The organism is Mesorhizobium amorphae CCNWGS0123 (genome assembly GCF_001686985.1).
GTDB classification, from domain to species: Bacteria; Pseudomonadota; Alphaproteobacteria; order Rhizobiales; family Rhizobiaceae; genus Mesorhizobium; species Mesorhizobium amorphae.
This window is the reverse complement of record NZ_CP015318.1, coordinates 3,537,444-3,550,261: the sequence shown is the minus strand read 5'-3', so window position 1 is coordinate 3,550,261 and position 12,818 is coordinate 3,537,444. Positions and strand designations below refer to the sequence as shown.

Here is a 12,818-nt window from a genome sequence, read left to right as displayed (position 1 = left end):
TTTCAATGGATGGCAATTATGTATATACATATTGAAACGCACTGCAAGTGCTATCGTGAATGGAAAGCGGGATTCGGAGAAAAACGTGACGGCGATCTTTGCGGAACAGGCGCTGCTGAGCGACGGCTGGCACGGCAATGTCAGGATATCATTGGCTGAAGGCCGCATCGTGACAGTCGACGCAGGTGCATCGCCGCAAGCCGGCGACGAGCGCCATGCCATCGTGGTTCCCGGCATGCCGAACCTGCATAGCCACGCCTTCCAGCGCGGCATGGCCGGCCTTGCCGAATTGCGCGGCCCTTCCGCCGACAGTTTCTGGAGTTGGCGCGAGGTGATGTACCGTTTCGCGCTGTCGATGACGCCCGACCAGGTCGAGGCGGTCGCCGCCCAACTCTATGTCGAGATGCTCGAGGCCGGTTTTTCACGCGTCGGCGAATTTCACTATTTGCACCACGACTGCGACGGAAAGCCCTATGCCAACATCGCCGAGATGGCTGAACGCATCGCGGCGGCGGCCGGCGAGACAGGCATCGGGTTGACACTGCTGCCGGTGTTTTACGCGCATTCCTCCTTCGGCGGCGCGGCGCCCAATGAAGGCCAGCGGCGATTCATCAATGATGTGGGGAGGTTCGCGCTGCTGCTTGAGAAAAGCCGGGAATGCGTTCGCGCTCTGAATCAAGCCGTCATCGGCGTCGCCCCGCACAGTCTGCGCGCCGCGACGCCGGATGAACTCGCCTCGGTTGCCGCTATGGCGCCGGACGGGCCCGTCCACATCCACGTCGCCGAGCAGGTCAAGGAAGTCGAGGACTGCCTCGCCTGGTCCGGTGCGCGCCCGGTCGAATGGCTGCTCGCCAATGCCGGGGTGGACCAGCGCTGGTGCCTGATCCATGCCACCCACATGACCGAGAACGAGACAGTCGCCATGGCAAAAAGCGGCGCTGTCGCTGGGCTATGCCCGATCACCGAGGCCAATCTCGGCGACGGCACCTTTGCCGCGCCGCTGTTCAGAGAACATGGCGGACGCTTCGGTGTCGGCTCCGATTCCAATGTGCTGATCGGCCTGCCGGACGAACTCAGGCAGCTCGAATATTCGCAGCGTCTCGCCCACCGCGCCCGCAACGTGCTGGCGGTCGCCGGCGGCTCGACCGGGCGCGCCTTGTTCGATGCGGCGCTCGGCGGCGGCAGCGCCGCACTCGGCGCCGGCCCGTCGCGGATCGCTGCCGGGGCCGCTGCCGATTTCGTCTCGCTTGATGGAGGTCACCCATCGTTAACCGGAAAGGCCGGCGACGCGATCCTCGATGCCTGGATCTTCGCCAATGGCACCAAAGTCGATTGCGTTTGGGTGCATGGCAAGAAGCAGGTCAGCGGCGGCCGGCATGCGAAGCGCGAGGCGATTGCCGCGCGGTTTCGCAAAGTGATGACGGCGCTTTCGGCATGAGCCTGATCGAGACAGCAGCGACGGAAGGCGGCGGCTCGCTGCACCAGCGCATCCTGTCCGACATCAGCGAAAAAATCCTGTCAGGTGCCTGGGCGCCCGGCCACCGCATCCCGTTCGAGCACGAGCTGACGGCTGAGTACAATTGCTCGCGCATGACGGTGAACAAGGCGCTGTCACAGCTGGCCAAGGCCGGGCTGATCGAGCGCCGCCGCCGCTCGGGCAGCTTCGTGCGCCGGCCGCAATCGCAGGCCGCGGTGCTGGAGATCCACGACATCCGGATAGAGGTCGAGGCGCTTGGCCTGCTTTACCGTTATGAACGACTGGCGCGGCTGAAGCGGCGCAGCAGCGCCGAGGACCGCGCCCTGCTTGAGCTAACCGCCGCAGGGCCGGTGCTGGCGCTGGAGTGCCTGCATTTCGCCGGACAGCGGCCGTTCGCGCACGAACAACGGCTGATCAATCTGACCGCCGTCGTGGAGGCCGGCGAGGAGGAATTTCTTGAAATCGCACCCGGCCCCTGGCTGATCGGCCGCGTGCCGTGGAGCGAAGCCGAGCATCGCATCCGCGCCATTGCCGCCGACCAGCACATTGCCGATGCCCTCGACATCGAGCCCGGCGCGCCGTGCCTGGTGGTCGAACGGCGGACATGGAGCGCCGAGCATCCAGTCACCCATGTCCGCTTCATTTATGCGGCCGAGAGCCACACGCTGGTGGCGCGGTTCAGGCCTTCGCAGGGGTAGCGCCTCTTTACCCTCCTCCTTGTGGGGAGGGTCGCTGCGAAGCAGCGGGGTGGAGGTGCGGCGCTTCCCTCACCCGGACCTTCGGCCCGACCTCCCCACAAGGGGGAGGTAGAGGGCAGGCGCTTACAGCGCAGCAGTGATGATCATCTCGACCAGATACTCCGGCCCGGCAAGCTTCGCCTCACCGGTGGCGCGGGCCGGCGTGTGGCCTTGCGGCACCCACTTGTCCCATTCCGCATTCATTTCGGCGAAGGTGCCCATGTCGTCCAGCCAGATGATCGCCTGCAGGATCTTGGTCTTGTCGGTGCCGGCCTTGGCCAGCAATTCGTCGACGGTCGCCAGAATGTCGCGGGTCTGCGAGGCGACGTTGCCGCCGGGTTCGCCGACCTGGCCGGCCAGATAGACGGTGTTGCCGTGGATGACGATCTGGGTCATGCGCGGGCCTACATCGATGCGACGAATGCTCATGGGATGTTTCCTTCCATTTGTGGGTCGCGCCTCTTTAGAGTCGCGGCTTGCTTCGGGCAAGGCCGCCTGGGCGAATCCTTCTTGAGCCAAGGCGGTGGGCGCGCGGCCAACCGTACACGGCAAGTTGACCTGGGCGCCGCAATTCCGCCAGATTGGCTTGTTGACTAATGTAATAACATCACATATCGACTTGACCGCCTGCAGCAGCGCGGATTTCCGCGCCACGGATCGTTTTGATGACAAATGCCTGCCTAACCTTCCGCGACCTGACGCTCGGCTATGGCAGCCACCCGGCGATCCATCATCTCGACGGCACCATCCGCAAGGGCTCGCTGACCGCCGTCGTCGGCGCCAACGGTTCGGGCAAGTCGACGCTGATGAAGGGCATTGTCGGGGTTCTCAAGCCGATGGCCGGCAGCGTGATCCGTGCGCCCGGCGTTCGCGCCGCCTATCTGCCGCAGCAGTCGGAGCTCGATCGTTCCTTTCCGGCACGGGTCGTCGATCTGGTTTCGCTGGGCCTCTGGCCCAAGCGCGGCATGCTCGGCCGCTACACAAAGGAAGACCGTGACTCCGTCAGCCAGGCGCTGATGGCCGTCGGCCTCGGCGGCTTCGAGAAACGCCCGATCGATACGCTGTCGGGCGGCCAGCTGCAGCGCACGCTGTTTGCCCGGGTGCTGCTGCAGGACGCCGATCTCATCCTGCTCGACGAGCCGTTCAACGCCGTCGATGCCAAGACCGTCGGCGACCTGATCGCGCTGATCAAACGCTGGCACGGCGAGGAGCGCACCATCATGGTCGTCGTGCACGATCTCGACCTCGTCCGCCAGAATTTCCCCGAAACGCTACTGCTCGCCCGCCAGCCGGTGGCCTGGGGCGAGACCAAGGAAACGCTGCGGCCGGAGAACCTTTTGCGCGCCCGCCGCTTCCATGAAGCGTGGGAAGAGAATGCGCCGTGGTGCGAGCCGGAAGGCCATGATTACGGGCATGTCCACGGGCACGATCACGTTCACGACCACCATCATGGCTCCGGGCCGAGGGCAGCCTGATGGACGCGCTCTACACCCTCTTTATCGCCCCCTTTGCCGATTTCGGCTTCATGCAGCGGGCCCTGATCGGTTCGCTGATGCTGTCGCTTGGCGCCTGCCCGGTCGGCGTCTTCCTGATGCTGCGGCGCATGAGCCTGTCGGGTGACGCCATGGCGCATGCCATCCTGCCCGGTGCCGCCGCCGGCTTCCTGTTCTATGGGCTTGAAATCCTGCCGATGACCATTGGCGGGCTGATCGCCGGCATCATCGTGGCGCTCGGGGCCGGTGCCGTCTCGCGCTTCACCATCCAGCGCGAGGACGCCTCGATGGCGGCCTTCTATCTCATCTCGCTCGCCATCGGCGTGCTGATGGTGTCGATCCGTGGCTCCAGCGTCGACCTCATGCATGTGCTGTTCGGCACCGTGCTGGCGCTCAACAATGAGGCGCTGGCGCTGATCGGCGGCATCGTCGCGGTGACGCTGGTCTGCCTCGTCATCTTCTGGCGGGCGCTGGTCGCGGAATGCCTCGATCCGCTGTTCCTGCGCTCGGTCAGCCGTCTCGGCAGCCCGGTGCATTTCATCTTTCTCGGCCTCGTCGTGCTCAACCTCGTCGGCGGCTTCCAGGCGCTGGGCACGCTGCTGTCGGTCGGGCTGATGATGCTGCCGGCGGCGGCCGCCCGCTTCTGGACCGTGCGCGTCGAGCCGATGTGCGTGCTGGCGGTGCTGATCGGCTTCGCCTCCTGCATTGCCGGGCTGCTGCTCTCCTATCACGCGTCGCTGCCGTCAGGTCCGGCCATCATCCTGTCCGCCGGCGTCGTCTACTTCGCCTCGATCCTGTTCGGCACGCGCGGCGTGCTGCGCGCTCGCATCGTGCATCACCGCCACCGAACCGCCTGATCCCCACCCCCCGCCCTACAAGGAGATCTTCCCAATGCTGAAATCGATCCGCGCCGCCCTGACCATGAGCGTTATAACATTAAGCGCCTTTGGAGCCTCCTCGGCCTTCGCGGCGCCGCTCAAGGTGGTCGCCAGCTTCACGGTCATTGCCGATTTCGCGAAAAATGTCGGCGGCGACCGGGTCAACATCACCACCATCGTCGGCCCGGATGGCGACGCGCATGTCTATGAGCCGAGCCCGGCCGATGCAGTGGCGATGGCCGGCGCCGATGTGGTGCTGGTCAACGGGCTGCATTTCGAAGGCTTTTTGCAGCGCCTGATCGACGCCAGCGCCACCAAGGCGACAATCGCGGTGCTGACCAAGGGTGTGACGCCGATCGATTTCAAGCCTGAGTTCGCCGATGCCGACGCTGCCGAAGGCGCCGGCACGGGTGGCGGCAAGACGGTCACCGACCCGCATGCCTTCCAGTCGATCGCCAACGCAAAGATCTATGTGAAGAACATCGCCGATGCCTTCTGCGCCGCCGATTCCGCGGGCTGCGTCAGCTACCAGAGCAACGCCGCCGCCTACACCAAGAAGCTCGATGCGGTCGAAGGCGAAGTGAAGACGGCGATCCAGTCCATCCCGGAAGAAAAACGCGTCGTCATCACCTCGCATGACGCCTTCGGCTATTTCGAACACGAATACGGCCTGACCTTCCTGGCGCCGCAGGGCGTGTCGACCGATTCCGAGCCTTCGGCCGCCGACGTCGCCAAGCTGGTCAATCAGGTCAAGCAGGACAAGGCGGCGGCGATCTTCGTCGAGAACATCACCAATCCGCGCCTGATCGAGCAGATCGCCAGCGAGACCGGCATCAAGGTGGGCGGCACGCTCTACTCAGACGCGCTGTCGCAGCCCGGCGGCCCGGCCTCGACCTATATCGACATGATGCACAACAACATCGCCCAGATCAAAGGCGCCATCCTCGGCAGTTGAGCAAGGCCGGTTGGATTCGTCGCCGGAAATGTCTATCTGCGCAGGGAGATTTCTTCCCTGCGCGGATTGCCGGTCCGACCGGGGAGTGGCAAGACTGCCGACAAATCGGATTGCGAGGACACCATGGAATACCGCCAGATCAGCGAAGACTATTCGGTCGCGGGACAGATCCAGCTCGAAGACATCGCCGCCATCAAGGAAGCCGGCTTCAAGAGCGTCATCTGCAACCGGCCCGACAATGAGCAGCCCGGCCAACCTTCGGCCGACAGCGTCAAGGCAGCCGCCGAAGCGGCGGGGCTCACCTTCCGTTTCATCCCGGTCATCAGCGGCCAGATCACCATGGAGAATGTCGAGGACCAGGCCGCGGCGCTCGACGAGCTCGAAGGCCCGGTGTTCGCCTATTGCCGCTCGGGCGCGCGCTGCACCAATCTCTATGGCCTGATCCAGCAGCAGAAGGCCTAGATCGGCAGCGCGCCGGTTTCCTTCAGTGTCTCCAGCACGATCGCCGTCTTCACGTGCTGCACGGATTCGTGCGGCAAGAGCACGTCGTTGACGAATTCCGACAGCGACTTCAGGTCCGGCGTCACCACCTTCAAGATGTAGTCCATCTCGCCGGTCAGCGCGTGCGCCTCCTGCACTTCCGGGAGCCGCGCCAGCAATTCGCCGAAGCGCCTGGCATTGTCGCGGTTGTGGGTGGCCAAGGTCACCGAGATGACGTTGACCAGCGAAAAGCCGAGCCGGTCGCGATCGAGCACGGCGCGATACCCCTTGATATAGCCGTCCTCTTCCAGCCGCTGACGGCGGCGCGAGCATTGCGACGGCGATAGATTCACCCGGTCCGACAAATCGCTGTTGGTCAACCGCGCATCGGCCTGCAGAAGCGCCAGTATCTTGCGGTCAAATTGATCAATGCGCACATCATCCACGGACGTTCTCCTCTCTGTGCACGCTTCACGCATCAGATGAACATTTCAAGCGTTTGAATGCAAGCTCTGTGCGGTTGGTTGGCGCTATAATGGGCAAGGATGGCCAAGAGCGGCCAGAACAGCTTTCGGAGACCTGCCATGGGCCCCTTCCCGCACGACGCACCGCCCGCCAAGATCAGCAAGGCCAATCCCGCCGGCACCGACGGCTTCGAGTTCGTCGAATTCGCGCATCCGGAGCCGGAGAAGCTCGCCGAGCTTTTCACCCGCATGGGCTATGTCGCGGTTGCCAAACACCGCAGCAAGAACATCACCGTCTGGCGCCAGGGCGACATCAACTACATCGTCAATGCCGAGCCCGGTTCGCATGCGATGAAATTCGCCGACAAGCACGGCCCCTGCGCCGCCTCGATGGCGTGGCGGGTGGTCGATGCCAGGCACGCGTTCGACCATGCCGTGGCCAAAGGCGCCACGCCCTACGAAGGCAAGGACAAGGCGCTGGACGTGCCGGCCATCGTCGGCATCGGCGGCTCGCTGCTCTATTTCATCGACGCCTATGGCAAGAAGGGCTCGGCCTATGACGCCGAGTTCGAATGGCTGGGCGAGCGCGACCTGCGGCCGCAAGGCGTCGGCTTCTATTATCTCGACCACCTCACCCACAATGTCTATCGCGGCCAGATGGACAAATGGTGGGATTTCTACCGCGAGCTGTTCGGCTTCAAGCAGATCCATTTCTTCGACATTGACGGCAAGATCACCGGCCTGGTCAGCCGGGCGATTACCTCGCCCTGCGGCAAGATCCGCATCCCGCTGAACGAGTCCAAGGACGAGACCAGCCAGATCGCCGAATATCTGAAGAAGTACAATGGCGAAGGCATCCAGCACATCGCCGTCGGCACCGACGAGATTTACGGCGCCACCGACAGGCTGGCGGCAAACGGGCTGAAGTTCATGCCGGGACCGCCGGAAACCTATTACGACATGTCGCAGAACCGTGTGAACGGCCATGACGAGCCGATCGAGCGGATGAAGAAGCACGGCATCCTGATCGACGGCGAAGGCGTGGTCGACGGCGGCATGACCAAGATCCTGCTGCAGATTTTTTCGAAAACCGTGATCGGCCCGATCTTCTTCGAGTTCATTCAGCGCAAGGGCGACGAAGGCTTTGGCGAGGGCAATTTCCGCGCTTTGTTCGAATCGATCGAGCAGGACCAGATCAAGCGCGGGGTGATCAAGGTGGACGGCAAGGCCGCGTAACGGTCAAATTACCAACGTAGAGCTGCCCCTCACCCGCCTGCGGCGTCGGGTTGCGGCCAGCCTCTTTCTCCCCGTAACGGGGAGAAATGCCCGGCAGGGCAATGAGGGGCGGCGCCAATATCGCGGATTGGTCGATCACAATCCCAACCGCTCTACCTCTTCATTCCTCAGCTTCACATCATAATCGAGCAGAAACTCGTCCAGCTGCGGCGGCGCGACGGAGGTGCCGGACAGCATCGCGTGCACCTGGCCGCGATGGTGGATGTCGTGCAGGAAGACGTGGGCGAGGATGTCGCCGATCTTTTCCGGGACCATGCCGTCCTCGCGCCGGTCGGTGATGACGCGGCGGTCGAGATCGGCCTCTGACAGGGCGTCGCAGAAGGCGATGAGCCTGCGGTCGGCCGCGACCTGGGCGGCAAACAGCGCCTGAGGCCTATCGAACGGCACGAAATCATCATAGGCCGCAGCGCCGACACCACCCTGCTCCAGGAAATCGAGATAGAGATAATCGACCGCAAGGATGTGGTTGAGCGTCGCCTTGATCGAGGGGAAGAAACTGGTGCGCTCGGCCTCGAACTCACCGGGCTTGAGCGCGAGCACGGCACGATAGAGCCGGTCGTTCGACCAGAGATTGTTGCCGGCCATGCGGCTGAAGTGGGTGAGAATATCCATGCTATGCGCCTGCCCAACCGGTCCAGGCAACCAAATTTGTAATGCCGGCCAGGGCAACTATACCCGTAAGACGAGCGTTCATGCCGCGCCGCAGCGCCTGTGTTTCGGCGTCGCTTGCGACGTCCCGGTTCAAAGCAACATGAATAAGCTTCGGTAGGCGCGCCATGCTGCTGAAATTGCGCAGCCTTTCAGACCGGTCCTCGACCTGCCGGCAGAGCCGAATTGCGGAGATCAACAGCCAGCCGGTTGCGACGCTGCAAAGTCCGATCCAACAAAGATAGGGAACGGAGTACGGCATCTGCCAGTCAAGCGTCCGTCGACCGCATCAGATAGAGGCCCGCCCACATGACCACGAACCCGGCCAGAACGATCAGCAGCAGCCGGTTCATGCGCCGCCGCATGGCCTGCGTTTCCTCGTCGCGCGCGACGTTGATGTTGGTGACGGTGTGGAACATCATCGCGTTGCGCGGAAAGCCGCTGCGGTTGGTGAGGTCAGGCGAGCGCGCCTCGATGCGATAACTCAGCCGGATCGCCTGGATGAAGATCGCCAGCATCACAAGCGCCCAGACGCCGCACAGAAGATAGAATGCCCCGCCCGTCATTCCCTCACCTCTCGTATTTCTCGACCTTCTGCTCGATGGCGCCGAAGATAGAACTTCCCGCCTTGTTCTTCATCTCGATGCGCACCGTATCGCCGAAGCCCAGGAACGGCGTTTTGGGTTCGCCTGATACAATGGTCTCGATCATGCGCAGCTCGGCGATGCAGGAATAGCCGGCGCCACCTGCCGGCACCGGCTTGCCCGGGCCACCGTCGAGCTTGTTGGACACGGTGCCGGAGCCGATGATCGTGCCGGCGACCAGCGGTCTTGTCCTGGCGGCATGGACGATCAGCGCCGGAAAATCGAAGGTCATGTCGATGCCGGCGTTCGCCCGGCCGAACGGCTTGCCGTTGAGATCGGCGAGCAGCGGCAGGCTGACCTTGCCGCCATCCCAGGCGTCGCCCAATTCGTCCGGCGTCACCGCGACGGGCGAAAAGGCCGAGGACGGCTTTGATTGGAAGAAGCCAAAACCCTTGGCTAGCTCCGGCCCCGCGAGGGCACGCAGCGTCACGTCATTGACCAGCATGACCAGCCGGATCGCGGCCCGCGCCTCATCGAGGCCGGCACCCATCGGCACGTCATCGACGACGACGGCGACTTCCGCCTCCATGTCGATGCCGAAGGCCTCGTCCGCCATGCGGATCGGATCGCGCGGCGGAACGAAGCTGTCGGAGCCACCCTGGTAGATCAGCGGATCGGTCCAGAAGCTCGCCGGCATCTCGGCGCCACGCGCTTTCCGCACCAGTTCGACATGGTTCACATAGGCCGAACCGTCGGCCCATTGATAGGCGCGCGGCAGCGGCGAATGGGCGTCATGCTCGTGAAACCGGGCAGAAGGCACCGCATTGTTCTCCAGCGATTCCGCCATGGCGGCGAGATGCGGCGCGATGCGGCTCCAGTCGTCGAGCGCGGCCTGCAGGGTGCGCACCAGAAACGAGGCATCGGTAAAGCGCGTCAGGTCACGCGAGACGACGACAAGTTTCCCGTCGCGTGTCCCGTCCTTCAATGTGGCAAGCTTCATGCGGTTTCCTCTCCTACTGCGGCTTCGGCGCAGCTTAAGCCCACAACAAGGCCGTCGCGGGCAATCGTCAAGTCGCCAGACCAAGTTTTCCTGACGGCAGCGATCCAATCGGCTTCACCGATCTCGGGATCGTCGGCCGGGATGAGGTGGTTCAGCACCAGTCTTTTGACACCGGCGTCGGTAGCGATGCGCCCCGCTTCATCGGCAAACGAATGACTGGCGAGCAAATGTTCCCTCAGCCGCGCGCCGTTACCGGTCTTGGCGACCAGCCTCTCGATGCCTTGTTCCAGCATCGCCTCGTGGACAAGAATGTCGGCACCCTTGGCGAAATCGGCCAGCGGTGGAAAGAACGCCGTGTCGGCCGAGAAGACAACGCTTTTCCCACCTTGCTCGAAGCGCAGCGCAAAACAGTCGGTCACCGGCGGATGGTCGACGCGCAGCGCCGTCACCTTCAGTCCGTAGTCCTCGATAACCTTGCCCTCGCCGAACTCGACGACCGAAACCAGCTCGCGGATATCCGGCCGGCCCTCGTCGGCGATGCGGATCTCGATGTCGAATTCCATCGCCTGACAAAAGCGCCTCCAGTAATGGCCGGTGCCGGGTGGTCCGAAGACGCTGACCGGGCTCGCCAGACCGGCCGTCCAGGCGGTGTGGATGAGCGGCCCGAGTTCCAGCACGTGGTCGGAATGAAGATGGGTGATGAAGATGAGGTCGAGCGCCTTCAGGCCGACTCCTGCGTCAACAAACGCCCGCGTCACGCCCAGCCCGCAGTCGACGACAATGGTGCGGCCGCCGAGCTCCAGCAGCGACGAACTCGGCCAAGGCCCGCCTGGCCGCAACGCCGGTCCGCCCTTGGAACCCAGAAGCACCAACCGATCGCGCACCCGGTCGACGCTCAAGACCAGTCGCCCTCGGGCGTGCCATTAAAACGCTTCTTCAGATCGGCCCAGCAGTCGATGTAATTGTCCTGCCTTGTTTCCAGCTCGGCGCCGTAGCGGGTCAGCATTTGCGGGAATCGGGTCTCGAACATGAAGGCCATGGTGTCCTCGAGCTTGACCGGTTTCAGCTCGGTACGCGAGGCCTTTTCGAAGCCAGGGGCGTCTGGCCCGTGGGCCAGCATCAGATTGTGCAGGCTGATGCCGCCAGGGACAAAGCCTTCCTCCTTGGCGTCGTACTGGCCGTGGATCAGGCCCATGAACTCGCTCATGATGTTGCGGTGGTACCAGGGCGGCCGGAACGTATCCTCCGCCACCAACCAGCGCGGCGGGAAGATGACGAAGTCGATGTTGGCGGTGCCCTCCTCGCCGCTGGGCGCCGTCAGCACCGTGAAGATCGACGGATCAGGATGGTCGAACAGGATGGCGCCGACAGGCGAAAACGTCGCAAGATCATATTTGTAGGGCGCGTAGTTGCCGTGCCACGCCACCACGTCCAGCGGCGAATGGCCGATCTCGGTGACGTGGAAATTTCCGCACCATTTGACGATCAGCCGGCACGGCGTCTCCTTCTCCTCGAACCAGGCGCAAGGCGTCTTGAAATCGCGCGGATTGGCGAGGCAATTGGCGCCGATCGGGCCGCGGTCGGGCATCGTCAGCTTGGCGCCGTAGTTCTCGCAGACATAGCCGCGCACTTCCTTGTCGACCAGCTCGACCTTGAACACCAGACCGCGCGGCAGGACGGCAATCTCGCCCGGCCGAAGCTCGATGACGCCCATCTCGGTGACGAAGCGCAGCGCCCCCACCTGCGGCACAATCAGCAACTCGCCGTCGGCGTTGAAGAAATGGTCGTCGACCATCGATGTGTTGGCAACATAAACATGCGCTGCCATGCCGGTCTGCCCAAGCACATCGCCGGCCGTGGTCATGCTGCGTATGCCCTGAATGAAATCGGTCGGCTCCTTCGGCATCGGCACCGGGTTCCAGCGGTACTGGCCGAGCGCCAGTTCGTGGTCGCCGACATTGGGGGCAGTCTTCCACAGCGGATAGCTGGCCGGTTTGAACCGACCGGTGTGTTTTACGCTCGGCCGGATGCGATAGAGCCAGGAGCGCTCATTGGTGCCGCGCGGCGCGGTGAAGGGCGAACCGGAAAGCTGTTCGGCATAGAGGCCGTAGGCCGGCCGCTGTGGCGAATTTCGTCCCTGCGGCAGTGAGCCCGGCAGCGTCTCGGTTTCGAAGTCGTTGCCGAAGCCTGGCATGTAGGAAAAGGTCATCGCTTCCTCCGTTGCGCATCCACGAAGACGCGAGACGTCCTGATGGATTGACCAAAGTGGTTTCATTTGTAACCATCTAAAATGTAACTATCAATGCCGCCATGGCGTTGCGAGGACTAAGCAACCATGGACATCCTCGAACTGGAAAGCTTCCTGCCCTACCGGCTCTACCGGCTTGCCGATGCGGTCAGCCACGAATTCTCGAAGATCTACAAGGACCGCCACGGCCTGACCCGGCCCGAATGGCGCACGCTGGCCGGGCTCGGCCAGCACGGCACAATGACGGCAAAGGCACTTGGCGAACAGTCGGCCATGCACAAGACCAAGGTTTCGCGTGCGGTGGCCGAGTTGGAGCGCCGGCGCTGGCTGACGCGCACGCCGGACGAGAGCGATCGCCGTGTCGAGCACCTGACGCTGACCAAAGCGGGGCTTGCCGCCTATCGCGAAATGGTGCCGCTGGCGAAGGCGTTTGAGCGGGAGTTGCTGGCGAGGTTGGGTGCGGAAGAGCAAACAGCGATTGTGGACGGGGTGGCAGCGCTGGAAGCCTGCTTGGGACAAAGCGTAGTCGGTGCTAATCGGATGAGTTCTGAGGGCTGA

Annotated in this window: 15 protein-coding genes; 8 read left to right on the top strand and 7 right to left on the bottom strand. The window is 63.5% G+C overall.

The genetic code is table 11. The features are described from left to right. Window positions 1-85: 85 nt before the first annotated feature. Together A6B35_RS16665 and hutC are read left to right on the top strand one after the other, a co-directional pair. Window positions 86-1,438, top strand: coding sequence for a formimidoylglutamate deiminase (locus A6B35_RS16665; protein ID WP_006205888.1), 1,353 nt, complete (start codon window positions 86-88; stop codon window positions 1,436-1,438). Next, window positions 1,435-2,175, top strand: coding sequence for a histidine utilization transcriptional repressor HutC (gene hutC / locus A6B35_RS16660; RefSeq protein WP_006205887.1), 741 nt, complete (start codon window positions 1,435-1,437; stop codon window positions 2,173-2,175). Before A6B35_RS16665 ends, hutC begins: the two co-directional genes overlap by 4 nt. Window positions 2,176-2,298: 123 nt before the next feature. Here hutC and A6B35_RS16655 read toward each other — a convergent pair whose 3' ends face one another. Beyond that, on the bottom strand, window positions 2,299-2,643 hold the full coding sequence (locus A6B35_RS16655; protein ID WP_006205886.1) for a RidA family protein: 345 nt from the start codon (window positions 2,641-2,643) through the stop codon (window positions 2,299-2,301). Window positions 2,644-2,879: 236 nt separating this feature from the next. On the opposite strand from A6B35_RS16655, the gene aztA reads away from it, so the two are divergent. The 4 genes from aztA to A6B35_RS16635 all read left to right on the top strand — a co-directional run bounded on the left by aztA (window position 2,880) and on the right by A6B35_RS16635 (window position 6,002). Then, the gene (gene aztA / locus A6B35_RS16650) at window positions 2,880-3,689 is read left to right on the top strand and encodes a zinc ABC transporter ATP-binding protein AztA (RefSeq protein WP_006205885.1); all 810 of its coding nucleotides are present in this window, start codon (window positions 2,880-2,882) and stop codon (window positions 3,687-3,689) included. Further along, window positions 3,689-4,564, top strand: a complete 876-nt coding sequence (gene aztB / locus A6B35_RS16645) for a zinc ABC transporter permease AztB (protein ID WP_006205884.1) — start codon at window positions 3,689-3,691, stop codon at window positions 4,562-4,564. Before aztA ends, aztB begins: the two co-directional genes overlap by 1 nt. Window positions 4,565-4,598: 34 nt before the next feature. Beyond that, entirely contained in the window at window positions 4,599-5,540 is a 942-nt protein-coding gene (gene aztC, locus A6B35_RS16640; RefSeq protein WP_006205883.1) for a zinc ABC transporter substrate-binding protein AztC, read from the top strand. Window positions 5,541-5,663: 123 nt separating this feature from the next. Further along, entirely contained in the window at window positions 5,664-6,002 is a 339-nt protein-coding gene (locus A6B35_RS16635) for a protein tyrosine phosphatase family protein (protein WP_006205882.1), read from the top strand. Here A6B35_RS16635 and A6B35_RS16630 read toward each other — a convergent pair. Further along, on the bottom strand, window positions 5,999-6,466 hold the full coding sequence (locus A6B35_RS16630; protein WP_006205881.1) for an Lrp/AsnC family transcriptional regulator: 468 nt from the start codon (window positions 6,464-6,466) through the stop codon (window positions 5,999-6,001). The genes A6B35_RS16635 and A6B35_RS16630 overlap by 4 nt on opposite strands. A gap of 138 nt (window positions 6,467-6,604) precedes the next feature. Here A6B35_RS16630 and hppD point away from each other — a divergent pair, with 138 nt between their 5' ends. Continuing rightward, complete coding sequence (gene hppD / locus A6B35_RS16625; RefSeq protein WP_006205880.1) at window positions 6,605-7,720, top strand: 4-hydroxyphenylpyruvate dioxygenase; 1,116 nt, start codon at window positions 6,605-6,607, stop codon at window positions 7,718-7,720. 135 nt (window positions 7,721-7,855) lie between these two features. Here the strand turns inward: hppD and A6B35_RS16620 are convergent, their stop codons facing one another. From A6B35_RS16620 to hmgA, 5 genes are all read right to left on the bottom strand, one after another. After that, a complete protein-coding gene (locus A6B35_RS16620; protein WP_006205879.1) occupies window positions 7,856-8,392 on the bottom strand; it encodes a DinB family protein in 537 nt (178 codons plus the stop codon). A 305-nt stretch (window positions 8,393-8,697) separates the two neighbouring features. Next, on the bottom strand, window positions 8,698-8,994 hold the full coding sequence (locus A6B35_RS16610) for a hypothetical protein (protein WP_006205878.1): 297 nt from the start codon (window positions 8,992-8,994) through the stop codon (window positions 8,698-8,700). 4 nt (window positions 8,995-8,998) lie between these two features. Then, window positions 8,999-10,012, bottom strand: a complete 1,014-nt coding sequence (locus A6B35_RS16605) for a fumarylacetoacetate hydrolase family protein (RefSeq protein WP_006205877.1) — start codon at window positions 10,010-10,012, stop codon at window positions 8,999-9,001. Further along, entirely contained in the window at window positions 10,009-10,911 is a 903-nt protein-coding gene (locus tag A6B35_RS16600; protein WP_006205876.1) for an MBL fold metallo-hydrolase, read from the bottom strand. The genes A6B35_RS16605 and A6B35_RS16600 overlap by 4 nt, the downstream gene beginning before the upstream one ends. After that, on the bottom strand, window positions 10,908-12,221 hold the full coding sequence (gene hmgA / locus A6B35_RS16595; RefSeq protein WP_006205875.1) for a homogentisate 1,2-dioxygenase: 1,314 nt from the start codon (window positions 12,219-12,221) through the stop codon (window positions 10,908-10,910). The genes A6B35_RS16600 and hmgA overlap by 4 nt, the downstream gene beginning before the upstream one ends. 126 nt (window positions 12,222-12,347) lie before the next feature. Between hmgA and A6B35_RS16590 the strand changes: the two genes are divergently transcribed. Then, a complete protein-coding gene (locus tag A6B35_RS16590) occupies window positions 12,348-12,818 on the top strand; it encodes a MarR family winged helix-turn-helix transcriptional regulator (RefSeq protein ID WP_006205874.1) in 471 nt (156 codons plus the stop codon).